The sequence below is a fragment of the Trichocoleus sp. FACHB-591 genome (assembly GCF_014695845.1).
In the GTDB taxonomy this organism is placed as follows: Bacteria; Cyanobacteriota; Cyanobacteriia; order FACHB-46; family FACHB-46; genus Trichocoleus.
Window position 1 is genome coordinate 1 of sequence record NZ_JACJPA010000063.1, and the last position, 21,693, is coordinate 21,693.

Below are 21,693 nucleotides of genomic sequence, written 5' to 3' on the forward strand. Positions count from 1 at the left end.
CTATGTTCATTGAGGAAAGTGACCAAATTGTCAGTAAGACTTATATGACTCGGGTGGAGGGAGAAAATACCCGACTGAGGCATTATTTAGCACGATTGCACCGGAAAACCTTGAGCTACTCCAAATCAGTTGAGATGTTGAAGTGTTCACTTCGGTTGCTGCTGCATTATTTGAAGTATCAGACAATTCCTCTCTCAGCTTAAATCATTACCTATTCAGCAACGCCATGCTGGGGTTTACTATTTAGATCACTTGCAGCAGAATACTTATACTTTGCAAGTGAATGGTCAATCCGTTCAACCCCATACCATTGAGCTAAAAGATGTTTCACCTAATTACCAAGAACTAAATTTGCAGCAGCCATAGCTTGCGGGAGGATAATTGCTTGGTCAGAGCGACGATCAAGCCTAAAGCATTGGAATCTTTTACTCTGACACCATGAACCGTTCTTTTCCACCTGCTCTTCAACAAGCAATTCAGCAAAGCTTGCAGAACATTGCGTCCCAGATGGAGAAGCCGCTGAATGAGGTGGCAGCCAAACAGTTATATCAAGAGGCTGAGGCCTTGCTCAATCACGTTCCCCATGAACCCCTCACCTTGGCTCGGGTCGCCGGCAAATTGCTAGTCTACCAAGGGCAGGAAACAGAACCAGAAGAACTAGAGTGGTTCAAATCTCAAGTGCAGCAAAGCTCCGGCGACGAAGAGATTGAGGAGCTGATGGAGTCACTGCATCGGACTGACGCGCTCTAGACCGCTTGCTTGGATATGCACAGCCTAACAATGTCGAAATGACTGACTTCGGCGTTGCAACAGTTGCGATCGCTTAAGTTCTTAATCGTTTGAGGCGTACTACAAAAAATACGCCATTATCCATTTTTGGCAATGCTTCTCAAAAGCTCATGACATTCCCTCGTAAACCTAAAACTCAAGTGGGGCGATCGCCCTCTGATCCTCTGAGTTTAGAACAATTGATCCAGTGCCAACCTAAAGTGGGGTTGAGCTTCTTCATACAGTACGAAACTGTACTGAACTCTGTCTCTGGATCAACTACCGTGGATCTTAGATTGAGTCGGTAACGGGTGCTTCCTGCTTATGCCTCAAAGCAAGCATCTGTTACCCCAATTGTGCATGGCCACTGCCGTGAAAAGGAATGAACTTCTGGCATGTGTGATTCAAATTCACTTCGGAAAGGGCTGCGAGTGCTTGTAGTCGATGGAGATGCTGATTCTAGAGACTTACTGATGGCATTATTTGAGGACTACGAGGTTGCCACAATCACAGCAACCTGCGTTAGTGAAGCTCTCGAAATTATGCAACAAGCTTGTCCTGACCTCTTAATTAGCGAGATTGTTTTGCCTGGTGAAGATGGATACTCACTCATGAGCCAAGTGAAAGCTTGGGAAACTACACAACGCACTCGAATTCCGGCGATCGCCCTGACCGTATGCGCTGAAGAGAGTGCTCAGAGGCGGGCGGTCGCCGCTGGGTTTTGCCAGCACTTACCCAAACCGTTAGACATTGATGAGTTGATTGCTACGATGGCTTGCCTGACCCAGGAAACACAAGAGACGGCAGAAACTGCCTCTTACGCAAAACTTTAACCTTTCATCCTGAGACGTGTTCTATAAAGAGCCTCTCTCATAACCCTCTGAGGCTTTTATGACCGCTGAAAATCAAATACTGGCTGCGCTCTCCGCTGAGGTGCTCGATCGCCTGAGGCCGCATCTGAAGCGGGTTACATTAGCTCAGAATAAAATCGTGCACCGTCCTGGTGAGCCCTTATCTCATCTCTACTTCCCGCTCGATTGCCTCTTCTCGATCACCCTCACCATGCAAGATGGGGCGATGTCAGAGGTCGGGATTATTGGGAATCGGGAAGTGCTGGGCATTAATACCCTGATGGGCAATAGCGAAAACACTCAAACTGAGTACCTCGTCCAAGGGGCAGGGAGTGCCATGAAAATTGAGGCTCAGGTCATGCAGCAGGAGTTCAAGCGCTATGGTGAACTGCACGACCTGCTTTTACGCTATAGCCAGGCGTTTCTGGCGCAGGTCTCTCAAACGGCGGCTTGCAACTCGCTGCACACCCTAGAACAGCGCCTACCCCGTTGGCTCCTGGAAGCCCAAGCGCGAGTTGACTCGGACCACCTGCCGCTGACGCAGGAGTTTATCGCCATGATGCTGGGTGTGCGGCGCGCCGGGGTGACGCAGACAGCCCAAAAGCTGCAAGAGCGAAAACTGATTCGATATCAGCGGGGGGATGTCCAAATTCTCAATCAAGGTGGGCTAGGGGCTTCTGCTTGCGAATGCTTCAAAAGAACTAGAGCAGAATACGATCGCTTGTTGGATAGAAAATAACCGTCACCTCATTGCACTTTGCATCATTTCAATGACTTCTAGCCAAAACGATGAATTCACGAGCCGCCTATCTCCGCGAATTTTTGTGCTTGAACCGGATGATGAGGTCCGACCCTTGTTGAAGCAGAACCTCCAGACATGGGGCTATCACGTCACCCTAGCAATCGATGAAGCCGACGCTCTGCAACGAGTGGAGGGAGGACGCGATCGCTTTGACCTGATATTGCTCAATCAATACAAGCAATCGATCGAGCAGTGTATCGCCATCGGGCAGCAGATTCGCCAACACACGGTTCTGGATAGTCGGGCTCCAATTCTCATCCTGGCAGAGCGGTACGGGGCAGACCTCGAGGGTCAAGACATCCGGGTGGGTGCCAATGAGTATGTGTCTTATCTGGAAGATGGGCAACAGTTGAAGCTGATACTCCAACGATTGTGTCCAGTTTATTGAGGCTAGCTTTGCTTCACCAACAGAACAGCAGTGGTGCGAGGAACAGCAGGATTTGAGAGAGGCTCTTGATGCCTTGCGTGAGGCCAATTAGCTCAAACTAGCGAAGCTGCATCCCAGTGACCTCCATGTCCTGACAGGTATTCTATTTGTCAATGAGGAGCTGGCTATATTTAGGAACTCCCATCGTAAGAGGGAGGGTTTTTGACTAGAACTAGCTAAAGCTCATAAACAAAGGACTTTATAAACTGTGAGCGCTGTGGCTTTTCATCAGGAATATTTAGGGGTCGAACAACCTGCCATTGGTCAACTGATTCGAGAACTGCGGCAAATCTTGAAGCTGACCCAGGAGAAGTTCGCTGCTCAACTGGGAGTCAGCTTCCCCACCATTAATCGTTGGGAAAACGGACATGCGACCCCTTCTCCTTTAGCCCTGAGACAAATTGAGGTCTTACTGAATCGCTTGGCCGACTCACCTGATGTGACACTACGGGAACGCAGCCAAAAAATCCGAGGGAAATACTTTCCCGAAAGGAAGCTAAAAGCGTGAGGGCAGAAGAACATCCGGAACTGCCCCAAAACCCCTTTGTAGACGGTGGTGAGATGGAGACATTCCTAAACTCGCATGACTGGTCACAAACGCCCCTGGGTGCGATCGAAACCTGGTCAGACAGTCTGAAAACGACAGCGCAGATTCTGCTGACGGAATTCGCCCAAGCCCAGCAGTTGGAAAAAACGCAGAGCGAAACCGAGCCGCAGCCACGTAATAGTAACCCAACTGCTGCCATCGCATCTGCCTGTGCGGAAGCCAAGCTGAGCGAATTGGAAACAAAATACCGCACATTGTTTGAGTCCCTCGATGAAGGCTTCTGCCTCTGCGAACTGCTATTTGATCAGAACGGAGAACCGACCGATTATCTGTTCCTCGAAGTGAATGCGGCCTTTGAACAGCTAACCGGACTGGAGCAAGTAATCGGTAAAACGGCGCGGCAACTGGTTCCCAATCTTGAAACTGATTTGTTTAAGATCTATGGCAGAGTTGTGCGAACTCGGGAACCCGTTCGCTTTGAGCAACAAGTGATCGCGATAAACCGTTGGTTTGATGTCCACGCCTTTTGCATCGGTGAGCCACAAAGTCATCAATTTGCCGCTTTGTTTACCAACATCAGTGAGACAAAGCGGATCGAAGCCGAACGCCAAAAAGTTGAGCAGGAACGAGAGCGCTTTCTTGCCGTCGGGTCAGATTTGCAAGTGATTATGAGCAGCCACGGCTATTTTCACTGGGTCAGCCCTGCCTTTGAGCGTATTCTTGGCTGGACACCCGCCGAACTGACATCCTATCCCTGGACTGATTTTCTCCATCCAGACGACATTCTCGCATCTGTCGCGGAAAGCGTCAGCGTGTTGTCTGGCTCCGAAACGTTTGCCTTTGAAAACCGTTATCGGCACAAAGACGGCTCCTACCGCTGGTTGCTTTGGAGAGCGCAGCCCCACTTGGAGGAACAAGTGCTTTATGCAACGGCGGTAGATATCACCGCTCGTAAACAGGCAGAAGTCGCCTTGCGTCAATCTGAAGAACAGTATCGCACGGTGTTTGAGTCGATTGACGAAGGCTTTTGCACCGTTGAAGTGCTCTTCGATGCCGCTGGCAAGCCGTTTGACCACCGCATTTTGCAAGCGAATCCAGCCTTTGGGCGGCAGTCCGGTATTGTCAACCCAGAAGGCAAAACAGCGAGCGAACTGGCACCGGGAGTGGAACAGTATTGGAATGACCTTTACGCCCAGGTCATTCACACAGGTGAGTCTATCCGCATTGAAGAGCGAGCGGATGCACTCAATCGCTGGTTCGACGTTTTGGTGTCGCGGGTCGGCGATGCAACAACGCGCCAGGTGGCGATCGTGTTTACCGACATCAGCGATCGCAAACAGGTAGAAGCCACGCTGCGTGAGAGCGAGCAACGGTTTCGACTGATGGCAGATGCCGTCCCACAAATCGTTTGGATTACGGATGCCCAAGGGCGGGTTGAGTTCTTCAACAAGCAATGGAGTGACTACACAGGCGTTCTTTACGAACCGACGACGGCGGCTGAGGTTGCGGCTAGCTTTCTTCACCCAGACGATGACGATCGCACCATGGAGGCGTTTAACGCAGCGCAACGCAGCGGTGGCGTGTTTTCGGTCGAACACCGGATTCGCTCCGCAACGGGAAGCTACCGCTGGTTTCTCGTTCGCGCTGAGCCTTACCGAGATCCGCTAACGGGCGAGATCATCCGTTGGTTCGGCGCATCGATCGACATCCACGATCGCAAGCAAGCAGAAGCCACGCTTTTGCAACGGGAGGCGCAATTTCGCCAGCTCGCGGATGCTATGCCGCAACAGGTTTGGATGACCGACGCTCAAGGCAACACGCAATATGTGAACCAGCAATGGACAACTTACACCGGGCTGACCATAGAGCAGAGTCAAGACATTCACTATGCGCTTCAAGTGATGCATCCTGATGACTTTGAGATGACGAGTGATCTGTGGCGGACAGCGCTGGCGACAGGGACACCCTATCAAGCTGAATTTCGCTTGAAACACTGGTCTGCTCAGACCTATCGTTGGTTTCTCTCACGGGCGATCCCGATTCGGGACGAACAGGGACAAGTTGTGCAGTGGTTTGGCACGAGCACAGACATCGAGGAGTTTAGACGCACCCAGGCTGAGCGAGAACGGCTCTTACAACAAGAACAAATCGCACGAGAAGCTGCCGAAAACGCCAATCGGATCAAAGATGAATTTCTGGCGGTGCTGTCCCATGAGTTGCGATCGCCCCTCAACCCGATCCTGGGCTGGGTACAGTTGCTGCGAACTGGCAAACTCGACGCAGCCCGCCAAGCGAATGCACTGGTGACGATCGAGCGCAATGCCAAACTGCAATCGCAGCTCATCGAAGATTTGCTCGACATCTCCCGCATCATGCAGGGCAAGCTGAGCTTAACTCCCACTCCCACAAGTTTGGCGTTTGTGATTTCTGCGGCAGTCGAAACCGTGCGCTTGGCAGCAGACGCCAAGCAGATTGCGATCGGGCTTGACCTCGACCCGGATACCGCTCCCATCTTTGGCGATGCAGCTCGCCTCCAGCAAGTGGTCTGGAACTTGCTGACGAATGCCGTTAAGTTCACGCCTCACGGTGGCCAAGTGACGGTTGAGCTGACGCAACTCGCTGGCTTGGCTCAGATTCGGGTGAGAGATACCGGTATTGGCATCAAGCCTCAATTTCTTCCTGATGTATTTGAGTATTTTCGGCAAGAAGACGGCTCCACTACCCGCAAATTTGGGGGCTTGGGTCTGGGTCTAGCGATCGTCCGGCAAATTGTAGAACTGCACGGTGGCACGGTCAAGGTAGAGAGTGAGGGAGAGCATCAAGGTGCAATCTTTATCGTGCAGTTACCGGCTATGCAGCAGGAAATGCCGAGCATAGCTGGGTCAATCCACATTCAACCAGGCTCAGAAAGGCTCTTAGACAACATTCAAATTTTGCTGGTGGATGACGATACGGATACCCGCGAATTTGAGGCTTTTCTGCTAGAACAACGGGGGGCAAAAGTAACAGCTGTTGCTTCAGGTATAGAAGCATTGCAAGCGTTGGAGCAGTTTATGCCAAATGTGATTGTCAGCGATATTGGCATGGCAAAAATGGATGGCTACACACTCATGCAACAGATTCGCTCCCGTCCACCCGCTCAGGGCGGTATGATTCCCGCGATCGCCCTGACGGCTTATGCCGCAGATATTGACCAAAAAAGAGCCATGCAAGCTGGCTTTCAGAAGCACCTGACAAAACCGTTAGAGATAGAACGATTCGTGAGCGAGATCATCAACTTACTCAAACCAAACCGAGTCTAGAAGGCTCTAAGGTAGCGAACATACCACTGGCTGATGTAGTACGAATCATGTGTGATCCACTGCTTCAATTGAGAGACGTGTGCTTCTCCCTAACTTTGGATCACCAACCCACGCGGACCCTAATGGAATTTGAGAGTTCTGGGTCACAGCTCGGCAGCAACTTGCAGCTACCTAAGAGGCGATCGCCAGAAGCAGAGAACTACAGGCTACGAGTCAAAGGTTACAGGCTAGAAAGAGTAACTTTGGTTGCGAAGCTTCCTAATGAATCAGCAATTGGCTTTCAGCTAGTAACAGCTGGCTCTGGTTCCGACTGGAACGACATTGATTCTGGATAGCTAGACAGTTAGCACGCCGTCGCTGAGCTCTAGCTCGCCCAACTTCACTCCAAGCTCGTAAAGCTTTGCTCTCTTGCCGCAAAGCTTGACTGATAGTAACTGGGTGCTCAGTCATTTGCATTCCACCTAAAAACTAAAGCCTAGAGTCAAGCTTACCTATTTCTAACTAGGCTCAACCCAAATAATGTGTAAACGTAATCCTCATCAAAGGCAACTTAGAAACTGAGAGCCGCGATCGGTATCAGCTAGTCATAGAGCGCTGAACGAATCAGCACCGAATCATTCACTCTTTGAGGTTCTTCCGGCAGCTCTGCTAGTTCAGTGGCGATCACTGTCATCCGACTCCGCTACAGCAGCGCTACAAGGTCACGAAAAACTACGCAGAGTTAGGCTCAAGAGACCAAGCCACCGCGTAAGGCTCTCACGGCTGCCTGGGTGCGGTCCTCGGCACAAAGCTTGTTGAGAATGTTGCGGACATGAGTTTTGACAGTCCCGACCGTGATGTAACAGCGGGCGGCGATCTCAGCATTGGAACAGCCGTCGACAATTAATTTGAGGACATCAAGCTCTCGACTCGTCAGTGGAGCCGCAGCGATCACGCTGGTATACTCCTCGTCCATCGCGATCGCTCTAGAGCCCAGATCAGCAGTGGTTTCCTGAGCCGCCTGCATGTTGTTGTTGTGCTTTAAGATGATGCGGGCAATGGAGGGGTCAATCCAGTGGTTGCCTTTATGGGTGCTGGTTACGGCTTCGAGCAGATGAGTTGTATTCACATTTTTCATGCAGTAGGAATCTGCCCCGGCTCCAAAAGCGGCTAAGACTGCGGCTTCATCCTCCTGCATCGTTAACATGATGACTTTCGTGGGGGCAGCTTCAGCATGATTCTCACTCCACCATTGCTTGAATCGACGAGTCACCTCAATGCCATTGAGACCCGGCATCTCAATATCGACCAATGCAACATCGGGTTGAGTCTCCATGAGTAAGGTCAAGCCATCTGGACCATTTGCTGCTTCCCCGACTACCTCGAGTCCCTCGTGAAGGCTGAACATGGCACGGAGCCCTGCACGAGTCAGGTCGTGGTCTTCAATCAGAGCAACTTGAATCCGGGTCATGAGGGTAGCCTCTTGAGAATGTAACTTTTCAACGGTCTCAACAATCGTTGTAGTAGCAACTTTACTGGCAAGATTGTCGGACTGGGTTGATGATTCCAGAATTCTTAATGCGCCGCAGTTTGTAGAGGCAGGCTTAATTTACCTGTCCTAGGAGAGGACTTGGGCTGGACTTCCGAGCGCCCCCTCTAGTTGCCCCTCCGACACGTCAAGATACCTCTGAAGGGCCTGCAAACTACGGTGCCTGGATATCTTCTGAATCACCCGCAGCGGCACCCCCGCACTGCTCATCTGGGTTAGAGCCGTTCTTCTAAAGCTGTGGGTACTGACTCCTACCCGCCCCAGGGTTTATGCTCGCTTGAGCCCTTGGATTAGCAGCTCCGGGGTGAGGGAAGACTTCTCTACTTTGCGAAACATGTGATGCTGCACGCTTAGCAACTTGAACAATCGATCCGCCTGGGGCAACAACTCTGAACTTCCCAGGAAGAGCACCCCTGCATGGTTCAGGCTGAAGTAAAAGCGCACGAGCGTCTTCATTTGCCCATCCTGATTGAAATAAATCAGGGCGTTCCGACACACAAGTAGGTCAATCTGACTCATCGGTGGGTCTTCCAGCAGATTATGTCGCAGGAAGAGTAGCGGCGATCGCAGCTCTGAACAGACGCTGTAGTAGTTGCCTAGTGGTTTGAAATAGCGCTCTCGTAAGGCGATCGGCACATTAGCCATCTTCAGTGCCGAGTAACGCCCCTGCCGAGCTTGGTGGAGTGTGTTGGCATCAATGTCAGAGGCAAAGAGGCGGACTCGCTTCTGGTACTGCTCTATCCCTAACGCTTCCGCAAGCGCGATCGCCAGAGAGTAAGGTTCTTCACCAGAAGCACATCCCGCGCTCCACACTCGGATGGGTGCATCCGCTAACTTCTGGCGTAGGATGCGAGGAATGATGTCAGCGACCAGATACTCCCAAGACAGGGTGTCTCTAAAGAACCCCGTGAAGTTAATCCAGAGGGTGTTGATCAAAGGCTTGAACTCATTTGGATTAGCTTGTAGATAAGCTGTGTAATCGCGGTAAGTCCCTATGCCGACCTCGTGCATTCGTAGCCCAATTCGACGCATCAAGCTAGGGGGTTTATAGTCTGTGAAGTCAAACCCGTGGTTCTGCCTGAGGTAGGTGAGTAATTCATCGAAAGCAGGATCACGCTCTGGATGACTTGCTGAAGGTTGCTGCGGCTCTAGGGACTGCGACTGCGCTTGACGTGGGTGCATTTCTTAGGAAGAGAAGATTGCGCCGCAACCTTTCAACCCTCAGCTTAAGGATGCCTCACCCTAACACTCAAACTCAAAGAATGCTGTTAATTTCGCGGCAATCGCTCCCGCTTTGCCCTTAGCCCAAAAACTGTCAGAAGGGCTAAAAAGCTGATTCTCTTGTTGCCCTATTCCATTCTCTGCCATCAATTGAACTCAACTCTCTCATTCGTCCATGTGACTTTGTCAAGCTTTGGGTCCGGCGAGGTAGAGAGATCAGTGACCGTTATCCACCAGTGAAAATCTTGATGGTGCAAGCCGAAAAGACACGTCTGACCAAAGATTGAACGGGCCGCCGTCAAAATACTCTGGGGATTTAGATTTGAACTGATTGTGTCTTGTGGCATTGTTCTTGAGCAAGTGCCCTGTGCAACCAGGCACTTGGCGAGCTGCTAGTACTCTTATATTACTGAAGCTCTAGCTTGATACTGCTTCAAGTGAACATATATCCTCAGCAATTCACTAGCCTGCACTGCTGATCTTAGTCAGAGCCGTTCTTCTTGAAGCGATGATGAGGAAGGCGTCCTCTCAGGAGCAGGAACAGAGGCAGCTATGTGCAAAGTTCTTAAACTGACCCACACCTTATACTCATGTCTCATGCAAGTAATGCAAACTTGAGCCCCATGCTCTGCTAGAGCGACCGCTAAGCAAAAGGCTTCTTGCCTATCTTGGGCCTGGTATTGGCCGCAAAGGCGATAGATTTCTTTGTTTGAGCACATCCCTTCACAAACTTCGTTGTGATACCAAAACTTAAACACTTGAACTAAGTCATGAGAAAGTACGAGGGGGTACGTGTCATACCTCTGAGTTGGTCCTTCAATCATTCTTCAAGATTTGCCAGAGTTCTATGAGCATGGCCACCTTAGGGGATCAGCGGATTGTTAAAACACCAACCATTCAGAGAGCTCCTAACCTCAGCCACTCAACTGGGCATTCAGGGTTGTCGCTGCTCCATTGCTTCAGAGTGAGCGTCAGAAGATGTTCAAGCTTCAAACATATGAAGTCATTCTGCCGCTGCGATCGCCTTAGGCACTCATTGCCAGGTCAGAATAGGAGTGGTGATGCCGCAAGCTGAGCTCAGTTTGGCTGAGTAGAATCGTGGTCTCATAGCCAATTCTGCCCATCTCTGGCTCTGGTCCCATTGCCATCTCAACGAGATAGGCCCAGCTGTCCGCTTCGGGTTGATAGCTCTTAATAATGCCAACCCCACCCATGAAACTCACGCTCTGACCTTTCCAGAATTGGGGCACTGTTACAACCGTTGTCGCCATGATTACCTCACTCCCACCTTCTAAGTCATGCCTGCATAGCTAAGGTTGTAGTGCCAAAACCAGCTTTTACTCTCTACCAGTAGTTTCACTTCAGCGAGGAGCATGGCAAAGGATCGTATTTCTGAAGGAGGAATCTGCTGATGTGATTAATCTAACTCTTAGCTGCTTTAACGCTTTAGCCAAAGGAGTTACGGCAGTTATCCTTTAAAGAATTGATTTCACATCTAAAGAAATATCTTCCTTAGTTGAAATGCTTTGAGAACAGAAGCTTTAATACGTTTCGTTTGCTGTGAAATTAATTCTTTAGAGCTGTTGATTAGTTTTTTAATGAACAGTGGAGGAGGCGATCTCGATCGTTGTTTAGGTACTCAGCCATCAAGGCCTATCAAAAAAGGAGTATAAATTGGCGGGGCTGAAACGACCTTAAATCAGGATGAGAGTTTTAAGTCAAAGCCCCATCAAAAAAGGGCCCTTTTTTGATAGCCTTGCTGCATGAAGTAAACCATTTGTGCTCTATACCTTCGCATTTCAACTGTAGATAAAGGACAAGATACTGACAACCAACTTTTACAACTAAAAGAATTTTGCGATCGCCAAGGTTGGCAGATTGTCGACATCTACATTGATCACGAATCGGTTCGCAAGGGTAAGCGTGAGCGTGGTGACTTCAGCCGCATGCTTGAGGATGCAGCGAAGCAAAAGTTTGATGTATTAGTGTTTTGATCGCTCGATCGCTTCAGTCGCGAAGGCATCCGTAAGACGATCGCCTATCTACAACAGCTCAGCAACCTAGGCTTTAGATTCAAGAGCTACACTGAGCCGCTGCTAGATACCGAAAATGAATTGGTGGCCCACATCGTTGTAGGAGTGTTTGGCTTACAACACTGTGAAAGACTACCTAAATCGGCTGGATGAAATCTCTTCTGTATCGACTGAAGATTTGGAAACGAGGCGAGTTTGACCGTAACTCAGAGGTTTGAAGCTGTAGTAGGAATAAGCTTGGCTGTCGAAACCCTTTACTTATGCAGAAGTTGCCTACAGACCTCGAGGTCTTGAATATGATCTATAAAATGTATTTCGACAAATACATTAGCTTTAAACAAGAATCACCCAGTAGGTTGAAGAAAGCATTCGTTCCAATTGATGTTCCTTTAGTGGCAAAAAAACTTCAAACTGAAACGGATATTGTATTCAATCGTTTGTATTATCACTTTGAGAAAAAGTTTGGTTATAAGAAAGATGACAATCTCTCCGTCAACTTTTTTTTACGCTCGATAGGCGTTGGAGAACAACAGGAAACTAGCTGCATCAATTTCCCTTACATGACGAGTGTATTAGCAACGTTGCGTCATGAGGAGCGAAAATACTGGCGAACAACCTCAATAGCAATGACCTCTCTGTTGATTTCAATATCGTCTTTTCTGATATCGGTTATTAGCAATTTACACTCACGATGAGGCTTTATTTACACGTTTATGAGGCATGCAACCATTTGTGAAGAAATAGAACGGTAGGTTGTCAAAAAAGTACATCCTTTGAGTGGTGGAACCACAATCCAGTCCACTTTGTACTAGCAGGGTAGCGGCGAAGGCTAACTCTGTGATCGCCCTTACTCTCATGATTGAGATACTGTTGATATCTCAGCTATTGAGAATACTCAAAACTCTTGCTATCGGGTAGTTTCAAACAATAAATTCCTGCCTTGGGGTAGTAGGGAGCTACACTGCGATCGCTCTTTCAATCCAGACACTACAGTTTAAAAGAGTTCATAGTTGATACTGCATTGGATATGAGCCAACGACAAATTCGGAAATGATAGGCTGATGGAAAGAAACTTTTTTCTTGGGGGGGGAATATACAGCAAGTTTCGACATAACTCCCCCTATTTCAGGTGATTATGCCAAAACTTATTGAGTTGAGGAAAATGTTATGGGGTGGTTTTTGGATTTCTTAATATTTTTTGTAGTTCTGATAGCTGGCTCAGTTTTGTTTAACTACATAGCAGCAGAACGAATAGTAGGACGCAAAGCTGCCCGTAGAAATTTTCGCTATGCAACTGCTTGGATCTTATTTGGGCTTCTATCTGGATTTGCCCTTTTCTTTGTAATTCAACTATTAGGCCGCTATGGTTGGATAAGCTTCTACATCCTATCTGCTGTTGCGATTAGTACAAGATGGATTAGCTGGTTTTTTAGAAAGCAAGAAGTTGGTTCTTTATTAGCAGATGTGGGAAGAACTCTAAAGAGCAAAATTATATTCTGGATTGGTTTTATTCAAGTTGTACTTGCAGTTTTTCAGACATGGTTATTTTTTACGCCAGCTCTAAATGGAATTCCGGAATATACTACCCTGGAACTAGAAATATCTAAACTCATCTTTTGGTGGTCGTTCGCTAGTTTCTCTATGGCTCTAGGCTTAAATAAACTTGAGTTTAGAGAGAACGGTATTTGTTTCATGTATTCACTCATCAGATGGCAAAGAATAAATTCGTATGCTTGGGAAACAGATAAATCAAATGTGTTGACGGTTCGATTCAAGCCACGCTTTCCTCTATCGCCAGGCTTTACAAGCCTGCCTATTCCTGCAAAACATAAAGAGGTAGTAAGCCGTATTTTAGCTGAGCGGCTACCAGGCAAGAGACTATAGTTCTATTGAGTAAAGAGCGGTCTAACAAGCCGCTGTACCGGAATGTCTAGATATGATCGGTTGAGGCACAAAGATTGTTAGACCGCCTATTCAATTAGAGCGATCGCTGCGCTTAAGCGATTGAGATACTGTTGATATCCCAGCTACTGAGAATGATTGAAATCCCTGATATACCAGGACTTTAAGCTAAAGCCTGCCTTGGGGTTGTAGGGGTCAGAAACCCAAAGTGTAAGGGATCTCTACTGATATTTAGGCAAAGTTTAGGAAAGAAAAGTAAAGCGCTCTCTACAACCTATAGCTAGAGGGCGCTTTACTATTTCCATGAAAGGACTGCAAATCCTTTACCTCACATCAACCTGTCAAATATTCGGTCATTTGTTTTACATCTGCTCTACCTGAACGAAAAGATTGCTTGTAGCGTCCAATGACTGTAAGTAAACTTGTCTCCAAATCAACGTCTCAGTTCTTTGCATGATTGATGAGTTTGTTTACAGCCGACCTTGCAAGAGACCGCTTCAGAAAGGAGCCAAAACCTCATTCCGTTGTTTCTGTTCTAGGCTGTTCTTCCCAAGGGGCTCGCTTCCCGATATACTGGCTTTTCACTTTTCCCTGCTCTTTCCAGTAGGCATACCAGTAAGGCCCATGCCCCACATCAGCCACTTCTCCAACCATACATTTGCAACCTGCCCGATTGCAGCGTCGCTTTTCCCGTTGGTAGGCTTTGTCCTGATAACGCCGTCGCTCAGTAACCGCTGCTTCAAGTCGTAGCGGTATAACTAAAGCTGCCTCCGCTTCTGAGGCGATCGCCTCCGCTAGCCAAGCATAAATCTCCTGCTTCTGTTGCAAGTTCAACCGTTGTAGAGTGGCACGAAGCGATTCTAGAGAAGGTTTACGTGGCATGGCAAATTCTTGTGTAACTTCAGTCGTTATTTCCCTGGTTACACAAGAAGCTTTATTCAAGTAGCCCTGCGATCTTGTGTAATCCCCATCCGTACTCGCTAGCCCTCTGGCTTAAGTAAGCTGCGGTCTTGTGTAACTTTCTTCCCTAGTTACACAAGATGAAACTGACATCAAATCTTTTCAACCTTGGAGGTTTCCTGAGGAGGTAGAGCTTTAATCCAAACCTCTGACTCATAAAACTCCCCTGGCTGCTCTAACTCAAAGCCCCCCAGCAGTAATCCTAGCCATAGGTTGACCCAAGATATTCCCAGTCCTTGATACAACTGCTGGAGGGAAATCCTCGGTTCTCGATGCTGCTGAAGCCACTGACTGATCGCTTGGCCCCACTCTGCGACTGCCTCTTCATGAGCGATCGCCCAGACTAAATCTGCCTCAGCGGGTTGCTCCTCCTCTCCTCCCGTGTCTACGACCCACTCCTCTAGCCACTCCAAGATCACATCCTTATCCACCAGCGCTGCAACTGATCCTGCTGCCACATCCTCTGCTGTTCCTCGCTTCGCTTTCCGTTGACGTGGAGGAGCAGGCTCCATCAACTCGCTTAAATCCACGCTCATTGTCTGGCGCACCACATCCGCAAAGAAACCCTGTGCAACAACCGGATCACGGTAGGCATCTTCCCATTCTGTGATCAATACCTCTGCCCGCACGGCACACAACTCAGCTACCCGCAGCAGCGCTTCTCCCGCTACTTGTAACTGTTCTGGCTCTGGCGCTTGAGCGATCGCCGCATCCATCTGCCCCAATAAGTCTGTCACATTCGCTTGCTCCGGCATGATCTGAGCCGCTCTCAAAGAATCCCACAGTGGCAGTTCTAGCTGCTGATTCATTCTTCCATTCCTCTCAAAGCCAGCGCTTCCAGATGAGTCGCATGGTAAACACAAGGACGGATCGGGCACTGAGATAACGAATGCTGTTGCTCATGGGCATAGCGCTCAAATCCACTGCGTCGCCCTTCACCATATTGCTGGTACAACGCTTCTAGTAATTGGCGCGCATACTCCTTTACCAATCGAGGTGGGAGCCCAAAAGTATGTTGAGGTTGAGTTATCGCTTTAGGCTGATTTCCTACCCACAGCTCGGCACACATCGCATGAATCACCACCTCATCATTCACTTGCCGAGGCTGGTCTACATAAGTATGGAGGACCACATAAGGCACCTCAGGAACCGGAACCACATTTTCCTCAAGCGGCGATCGCCGCCTTACGCCTTGAGCCCGTCCCTTCCGGTAATAGGAGCGCCGACTATGACAGAGAGCATCCTGCCAGCAGCCATCACCTCCGACTGCGGCATCGTGTAGCTTTCTAGCTTCTGCTGCCGTCAACAGGCTACAAGCCCAGCAGGTTTCATTCGGCGATCGCCCCATCTTCGTTGAGTTTGAAAAGCTTCCTTATTATGGCGAGCCCAGTAAAAAATTGGCTCGTGCTGTGAATAATCTTAGAATAATTAGATAGAGATAAGTGAGGTTATCTCTATCTGAAATTTGCTCGATTTTCTCTGTGACGATGACTTTATCTTCCATTGCTCCCGGTTTGCTCATCGTGGTCGTACCTCTTGACGGTTGTAAGGAACTGGAACTGGAGCCTCGGCGATCGCAACCCCGGGCATGCACCACTTGAAATCCCACTGGCTGGTGGTCACAGTTGGCTTTAGCCTAGGGAACGAGCAGAATTGCTTGAAAACCACCCGTTAGGTAGTCGTTCACCACTCAATCGAGGCGTTAAAAGTGGAGAGTTGCTACGAAGATCGGGAGTTTGCATTGTGAGTAAACAGCAGGAGCATCCAGATAACAGCGCTCTAACTTCTTCCGGGGCAGAACAAGCAGATGCCAAGATGCTTCAGGTCGATGGCAATCGCCCGATTGATGAGAGTGATCTGCAGGTAGAGAGGATTTTGCCCATTGATGGCGATCGCCCCGTCGTGGCGGATGACATCCGGATACTCGCCACGATTGAAGTCGATGGCAGTCGTCCGATTGTGGCCAGTTCCTTAGAGGCGAATCAAACTCTGGGCATTGATGGCGATCGCCCAATTACGCCGAGCCATTTGGATGTGAAAGAAGTGGTCTACGAAGATGGCAGTCGCCCAATTACAGCAGATAAAGTTCAAACTCGCAAGACTTTCTCTCTCGATGGCGATCGCCCCATTATGGCGGATGAGCCAGAAAAGCCGGATATGCTCCGAGACTACATTGACTAGCTGCGCCTGCTCCAAATTTGGGGCTAGGGGATGTCACGAATTTTGGGCAAGGCATTTTAAGACTGAGGAAAACAATGCTCCCAGGGAGCCGGAAGCAAACAACCGTCTCAGTTACTTTCTCTCTTCATCAGGAGAACAACTCTACAAGTCAAGATAAAATCAAGCCATTGCTCCCCTTAGGAGTGGAGCGGATTGCTGAACCAGTTCAGGAGCAGTTCTGTCCTTGGGAAGCGCAACGGATCGATCGCTCTCTCCCCTGCGATCGCACCTGACTTGTTGAGTGAGGGGGAAGCCCAAGCAGCCATGCCACCATCCACAGATCCAGTTCTGCCTATCGTGATTGTGCCACTAACCGGTGGCAAGCAGCCGGAACCTCAGCAACTGAAACCACCGGATCTGCAGCACTGGCAGATTGAGGAGTTTCTACGGCAAACGGGCAAGGCGGGCAATAGCCAGCGGATGTACCGGGGGCAACTCATCCGGTTCGCTGCTTGGTGCGACAAGTCCTGGCTCGATGTAACTCCTAGTGACATCGGTAAGTATCGCCGGGAGTTGAAGCTCAAGGGGTTGAAGCCTGCGTCTATCAATCATGCCCTCAACACGCTGCGATCGTTCTACCAGTGGTTGAGGCGGAGCAATGGCTACCCCGTGAACAAACCCCTTCCAACGGATGCGATCGACTTGGAACGCCAGGAGGAACCTCAGGCTGATCATCTGGAGGCTGAGGATTTAAGTCAATTGTGGACAGCGCTGGAACTAGATGAGCGAACCCGAGTCCGCGATCGTGCCATTATTGCGGTGCTGAGTCATGGGCTACGAGCCTCAGAGGCTTCGGCACTCAACGTGGAGCATTGGAACGGCAAGATTCTCAAGGTGCATCGTTCGAAGGGCCAGAATGTAAGTGAAGTTCCCCTGAATCGGGAAGCAAGACAATATCTGGACGCCTATCTGGAGTGGCGACAGCAGCAGGGCAATGTGTTTGAGCCATTGCCGGAGAGCCCAATGTTTCTAGCGCAAGACCCAAAAAGTGCAGGGAAACGCCTAGGTTACAAGGGCTTACATCGGATGGTAAAGAAGTTGGGGGCGATCGCGGGGATAGAGGGGTTGAATCCGCATCGCTTCCGGCATACGTTTGGCACAGAAGTCACTCGACAAGGGGTTGATCCGCTATTCGGTAAGGAGTTGATGGGGATCAAGAGCGATCGCGTCTTTCAGCGCTACACCAAAGGTGTCTTCAAGCAAGCAGCTGCTGAGGCGTATTTGAAAGCGATCGGCGAGGAGGCAGAGTTAAACGAAGATTAAAGGATGTTAGCTAGGTGGTACAACATTTGCGTATGCACTTTGCTCCTCAGTATGAATCAAAGTAGGCTGACGCTTCGGACTCATAAAAGTACTAAAGGGCTTACAAGTACTTAAATTCTGCGCTCGCACTTCAGCTGAATAACTTTAGAAACTCACTCATTCTGAGCACTCAAGCTTGCTTTAGCATATTTCAATCACTCCCATAATGGCAACGACCACTGGTCATCGTGTTCTTAAGGGAAGCGAAGCTAACCCGAACTATCCACTCGTTAGTATCAATGCCGTTATCCGTTAAATGCCCAAGGATAGCGTCAGAGGCTGAGTTTGGAGTTAAAGTCAGCTTCTCTCATATACAAGGATCAAGCCGCCAAATCGGTCGCTCCAAGTTGAGGTGATTGGGGCCGAGTAGAGCTGTTAATTACTCGCTCAAATATCTCTTGCTCCATAGCCTTCGATAGCCAGGCTTGATAAGTTCGGGTATGCATCGCTACAGAATGGCCCATCCAGCGAGCAGCTATGGAGACCGGTATATTAAATTTGATACAGCGTGCAGCATAACAGTGCCGCAGATGATAGGGAGGAAAAGGAATTTTATATCTTTTAAAAGCTGGTGCCACCCTACCTCCCAAGCTGCGATTGCATTTACCTGTAACATTAGGTAAGCACTTCTTCCGTAGGTTGAATTGTTCAATCCACTCTGGGTAAAGCGGCCGTACCTCTCGGTATCCAGTTTTAGTGGGAGGTAGAACTTTCACGACGATTCCCCCTTGCTCCAACTCAGAAGTATCCAAGTGAAATATTTCATGAGGTCGTAGTCCGTAAGTTGCTAGCATTCCATAGACCCAGCGCCAATCTAGATTGGGGATTTTCTCAAACCACTCCACAATCTCAGTGTCACTGGGCAAATCACGAGGTGCAGGCTTGCTAGAGGAGTAAGTACCCCGTAGTGCTTTATCGATAAAATTGATATCTATGCCAGCAAACTTACCCAAAGCTTTGTAGGCAGTACATACTTGGTCTCGTATGTAACTGTCAGGTTCTGTAGCTTTAACCGCTCGCTCTAGTAGCTCTTTAGTTAACTCTTGGTCTTGAGGCAATTGTTTCAAATAATACCCATAACGGCTGTGAAATGAATCTTCAGTGGTTGCATTACGCTTGCGACGCTCAAAATAACTGGTCTCAAAGGCTATACACCATTCGATAGCTGTTTTTGGAACCATTTCTTGGGGACTTGGTTGGCAGTAGTCATCCCACTGAAATTCTTTGAGCTCGAGCGCTGCTCCAATTTTCTTTGCAATTGCTTCAGCTCGTCGGAGTCCCTGCGGGTTTGCTTTAAGCCCTAAAGTTACATCTTGCTGATGTGGTTGTGGTTTCTTAGCATTTGTCTTTGGCGGCAATGTCGCCCTAGCATATAAAGAGTTGCCTTTACGGACAACGCTGACTCGAATATTGCCCTGTCGGAGTTTCTGGTTCAGCTGTTGTAGCTTTTCCGCAAATTCTGTTTTGTCCATAGAAGAGCCCTTAGAGGTAGTACCTCGTTAAATAGTTAAATGGAAGATTGTCATATTAGATTACTCTATTGCTTCCTTTAGGGTAAGTCTTTACTTGGTTAAGAATTTTTATGGTTGATCCCTGCGCATTTCAGTCCTTTGTGACTCTGCACGATGCCTGGCTTTGCTATGAGCAGTATGTGCACACTGTCATGACCCCTAAAAAAGCTGATGCTACTTTGGCGCAAGCCCAAACTGCTTTGGTGAGGTACACTCTCCCAGCCTGGGGATTTCCCTTACCTAAGGGACAAAGGCTCACTCGGGAGGAGCGGGAGCAAGGGCTAGATTTTTTGAAACAGGTGAAGCTGGAGCAATTACAGGATGCTCTCAAACTACAAGACGTTTTATTTAAGCAATTGCAGGTAGCGGGCAACAGCCAGCGCAATTACCGCTGGGCCTTAAACCATTTCATTGATTGGTGTAAAGAACAGCCTGGATCTAGTTCTGTGGCTTGGTTAGAAGTCAGATACTCCCCTCCTCGTCATCGAAAGCGTAAAGGGTCTGCAACGGATGTTCGCCGAACGACTCGCAAAGCTAGGAAGCCTTATCGATTAGCAGAAGAGCAGCTTCCTCCAAACCTACAGCAGGAGTTAGAAGCGTTTTACCGATTTCTAACCCAATCTGATGCCCGAACAGAGGCATTAGGCTCACCAGTTAAGGCTTCGACCGCCTATCAGCACCAACAGCAACTTCTAAGGATTTGTGGGTGGCTCCATCAAGTGCAGGCAGTTCCATTAGAGGATCTAAGTTTTCACTGCTTAATTGAGTTTGTACCGATTCCCTCAAGGCTTCATCACTCAGAAGCCCAACCTCAAGGCCAAGTAGCAGCTAAAAAAACTATTGAATTAGTTCAGGCTTATCTAGAGTGGTTGCGAGGGAATCAACCAAAGAATTCACTGCTTCCAAGTGATGGAATTCAAAGCCCTCATACGGAGCTGAAGGTGTTAGATACTTTTTTGGCAGTGGCTAAATTTGTCTATTGGCAGGAGAAACAACCCAACCTAGGCGACATAGAAGCGGAGTTTCCCACTGTTACTTCACTGCGTCAGTTAAGAAGACAGGCTGGAGAGAAGGTGAAGAATCATCGGCTCGTAAGTGATTGCTCTAAGCAATTGTTGGAGTGGACAGAATTTTTGGAGTTTGGGGAAGGACTCCGCCTCGAGTGCGCTCCTAGGTTTCTCCAAAGCACTCAGTCCCAGCAAGGAGGAACGACGCTAGGCTCCATGCGGAGCCGGAGCGCGATCGCCCTGAGCTATCAACGTTTTTTACTGTTTGCTTTTTTTGCCTACTTAGGTCTCGAACGGCCTACAGAGCTACGCACCCTTAAAGTTTCATCCCTGGTGCAGACTGATGCCAAGTTTAAGAATCTCCTCAGTTCTCCAGAGGAAGGTTGCCTGTACCGAGAGGAAGGTCAATGGTGGGTGAAGTTGCCTGCAACAAGAAAGGGAGGCACGGTGCAAGTCGGATCATCTATAGTCCCGAATCTGCAATATCCCGATGGCCGTTGTCTCTACCAATATCTAGAGGAGTGGTTGCTAGCCTACTCCTACGAAGATGAAAAAGGAATGATTTGGGAGGTTCCAGGTTTACGGAGCTGCTTTAATCCACAACATGCTTACTTATTTACGATGAAGAATGGGCAGCCGTACCGGAATTTAACAGCGTTCAGCCAGTTACTAGCTAACCCTAGTTATCGAATTACAGGAAAAATTGTTAATCCCCGCTCCCTTCGACACATGTTTGTAAGCTTTCACAAGGCAGATGCTTTAAAAGCTAAGTTAAGAAATCTTGAACATTCTGTAGCACCCAACCAAGAAATCCATGACATAGTTCACAAAATTGGGCACGCCTCCACGAACATGCTAAGTCAATCCGGGAAAGTAGACTTTGCCCAGAATTTTTTAGATCATAAAGCAAATCATTCACCGCCTGAGTGATAGAAGCTGAAGTATTGCAACCAAACTTTTCCCTATTTTTTCCCTGTTTTCCTGGAAATATTTGCCTATATTTACTCGCATTTGAAAATAATTCAAGCTTAAAACCAAAATACAAAAAGCTTGCTGTTAGGAGGTTCTAGCTCATTTTTCAGTATTTTGCAGCTCCTCTGCTTTATACTAAAGTCCTATGAAGCACCTCTTCAACAGAGGTGCTTCATAGGACTAAATCCTACATCTGACAATGCTTTTAGGGCTTGAGCTTCTAGGTTTCCCTAATATTTCCCTAGCAAAAGAATGTCTCTTAAACTCAGTGTAAAGATGGCAGTAATCAAACCTAAGGTTGAGTTAACTGATTAAGTCGCATCCGTTCTGATTCAGAAGC

At 48.6% G+C, this 21,693-nt stretch carries 22 protein-coding genes; 13 read left to right on the forward strand and 9 right to left on the reverse strand.

The annotated features are described in order from the left end of the window. The 7 genes from H6F90_RS11965 to H6F90_RS30035 form a co-directional block, all read left to right on the forward strand. On the forward strand, positions 1–203 hold a 203-nt coding region (locus H6F90_RS11965; RefSeq protein ID WP_190552699.1), incomplete at its 5' end, for an IS1 family transposase. 235 nt (positions 204–438) lie between these two features. Continuing rightward, positions 439–750, forward strand: a complete 312-nt coding sequence (locus tag H6F90_RS11970; RefSeq protein ID WP_190552700.1) for a hypothetical protein — start codon at positions 439–441, stop codon at positions 748–750. Positions 751–1,163: 413 nt separating this feature from the next. Beyond that, the gene (locus H6F90_RS11975) at positions 1,164–1,601 is read left to right on the forward strand and encodes a response regulator (protein ID WP_190552701.1); all 438 of its coding nucleotides are present in this window, start codon (positions 1,164–1,166) and stop codon (positions 1,599–1,601) included. A gap of 58 nt (positions 1,602–1,659) precedes the next feature. Continuing rightward, entirely contained in the window at positions 1,660–2,358 is a 699-nt protein-coding gene (locus H6F90_RS11980; RefSeq protein ID WP_190552702.1) for a Crp/Fnr family transcriptional regulator, read from the forward strand. 31 nt (positions 2,359–2,389) lie between these two features. Continuing rightward, positions 2,390–2,809: a response regulator transcription factor gene (locus tag H6F90_RS11985; protein ID WP_190552703.1), complete on the forward strand. Its 420-nt coding sequence runs from the start codon at positions 2,390–2,392 to the stop codon at positions 2,807–2,809. Between the two features lie 247 nt (positions 2,810–3,056). Next, positions 3,057–3,356 carry a helix-turn-helix domain-containing protein gene (locus tag H6F90_RS11990; RefSeq protein WP_370588003.1) on the forward strand — a complete coding sequence of 100 codons (300 nt, stop codon included), beginning with the start codon at positions 3,057–3,059 and terminating at the stop codon, positions 3,354–3,356. After that, positions 3,353–6,697, forward strand: coding sequence for a PAS domain S-box protein (locus H6F90_RS30035; protein WP_199295878.1), 3,345 nt, complete (start codon positions 3,353–3,355; stop codon positions 6,695–6,697). The genes H6F90_RS11990 and H6F90_RS30035 overlap by 4 nt, the downstream gene beginning before the upstream one ends. 258 nt (positions 6,698–6,955) lie before the next feature. Here the strand turns inward: H6F90_RS30035 and H6F90_RS12015 are convergent, their stop codons facing one another. From H6F90_RS12015 to H6F90_RS12035, 5 genes are all read right to left on the reverse strand, one after another. Further along, positions 6,956–7,147 carry a hypothetical protein gene (locus H6F90_RS12015; protein ID WP_190552704.1) on the reverse strand — a complete coding sequence of 64 codons (192 nt, stop codon included), beginning with the start codon at positions 7,145–7,147 and terminating at the stop codon, positions 6,956–6,958. 277 nt (positions 7,148–7,424) lie between these two features. Then, positions 7,425–8,147: a response regulator transcription factor gene (locus tag H6F90_RS12020; protein WP_190552705.1), complete on the reverse strand. Its 723-nt coding sequence runs from the start codon at positions 8,145–8,147 to the stop codon at positions 7,425–7,427. A 147-nt stretch (positions 8,148–8,294) separates the two neighbouring features. Further along, positions 8,295–8,489 (reverse strand): tyrosine-type recombinase/integrase, encoded by a 195-nt coding sequence (locus H6F90_RS12025; protein WP_199295880.1) that lies wholly within the window; start codon positions 8,487–8,489, stop codon positions 8,295–8,297. A gap of 3 nt (positions 8,490–8,492) precedes the next feature. Continuing rightward, on the reverse strand, positions 8,493–9,407 hold the full coding sequence (locus H6F90_RS12030) for a protein-glutamate O-methyltransferase CheR (RefSeq protein WP_190552707.1): 915 nt from the start codon (positions 9,405–9,407) through the stop codon (positions 8,493–8,495). A gap of 1,064 nt (positions 9,408–10,471) precedes the next feature. Next, a complete protein-coding gene (locus tag H6F90_RS12035; RefSeq protein WP_190552708.1) occupies positions 10,472–10,717 on the reverse strand; it encodes a hypothetical protein in 246 nt (81 codons plus the stop codon). A 504-nt stretch (positions 10,718–11,221) separates the two neighbouring features. Here H6F90_RS12035 and H6F90_RS31510 point away from each other — a divergent pair. Both H6F90_RS31510 and H6F90_RS12045 read left to right on the forward strand, forming a co-directional pair. Further along, complete coding sequence (locus H6F90_RS31510; protein WP_190442515.1) at positions 11,222–11,440, forward strand: recombinase family protein; 219 nt, start codon at positions 11,222–11,224, stop codon at positions 11,438–11,440. A gap of 1,206 nt (positions 11,441–12,646) precedes the next feature. Then, the gene (locus H6F90_RS12045) at positions 12,647–13,363 is read left to right on the forward strand and encodes a DUF5673 domain-containing protein (protein WP_190552709.1); all 717 of its coding nucleotides are present in this window, start codon (positions 12,647–12,649) and stop codon (positions 13,361–13,363) included. Between the two features lie 534 nt (positions 13,364–13,897). On the opposite strand, the gene H6F90_RS12050 is transcribed toward H6F90_RS12045, so the two are convergent. The 3 genes from H6F90_RS12050 to H6F90_RS12060 form a co-directional block, all read right to left on the reverse strand. Continuing rightward, positions 13,898–14,263, reverse strand: coding sequence for a DUF6788 family protein (locus H6F90_RS12050; protein ID WP_190552710.1), 366 nt, complete (start codon positions 14,261–14,263; stop codon positions 13,898–13,900). Between the two features lie 170 nt (positions 14,264–14,433). Next, a complete protein-coding gene (locus H6F90_RS12055; RefSeq protein WP_190552711.1) occupies positions 14,434–15,150 on the reverse strand; it encodes a hypothetical protein in 717 nt (238 codons plus the stop codon). Then, positions 15,147–15,689, reverse strand: coding sequence for a hypothetical protein (locus tag H6F90_RS12060; protein ID WP_190552712.1), 543 nt, complete (start codon positions 15,687–15,689; stop codon positions 15,147–15,149). The genes H6F90_RS12055 and H6F90_RS12060 overlap by 4 nt, the downstream gene beginning before the upstream one ends. Positions 15,690–16,084: 395 nt before the next feature. On the opposite strand from H6F90_RS12060, the gene H6F90_RS12065 reads away from it, so the two are divergent. From H6F90_RS12065 to H6F90_RS12075, 3 genes are all read left to right on the forward strand, one after another. After that, positions 16,085–16,522 (forward strand): hypothetical protein, encoded by a 438-nt coding sequence (locus tag H6F90_RS12065; RefSeq protein ID WP_190552713.1) that lies wholly within the window; start codon positions 16,085–16,087, stop codon positions 16,520–16,522. Between the two features lie 74 nt (positions 16,523–16,596). After that, the gene (locus H6F90_RS12070) at positions 16,597–16,794 is read left to right on the forward strand and encodes a hypothetical protein (protein ID WP_190552714.1); all 198 of its coding nucleotides are present in this window, start codon (positions 16,597–16,599) and stop codon (positions 16,792–16,794) included. Between the two features lie 31 nt (positions 16,795–16,825). Then, positions 16,826–17,824, forward strand: coding sequence for a tyrosine-type recombinase/integrase (locus H6F90_RS12075; RefSeq protein ID WP_190552715.1), 999 nt, complete (start codon positions 16,826–16,828; stop codon positions 17,822–17,824). A gap of 359 nt (positions 17,825–18,183) precedes the next feature. On the opposite strand, the gene H6F90_RS12080 is transcribed toward H6F90_RS12075, so the two are convergent. Beyond that, positions 18,184–19,335, reverse strand: coding sequence for a site-specific integrase (locus H6F90_RS12080; RefSeq protein ID WP_190552716.1), 1,152 nt, complete (start codon positions 19,333–19,335; stop codon positions 18,184–18,186). A 110-nt stretch (positions 19,336–19,445) separates the two neighbouring features. On the opposite strand from H6F90_RS12080, the gene H6F90_RS12085 reads away from it, so the two are divergent. Then, positions 19,446–21,311 (forward strand): hypothetical protein, encoded by a 1,866-nt coding sequence (locus H6F90_RS12085; RefSeq protein WP_190552717.1) that lies wholly within the window; start codon positions 19,446–19,448, stop codon positions 21,309–21,311. Positions 21,312–21,693 lie beyond the last annotated feature (382 nt).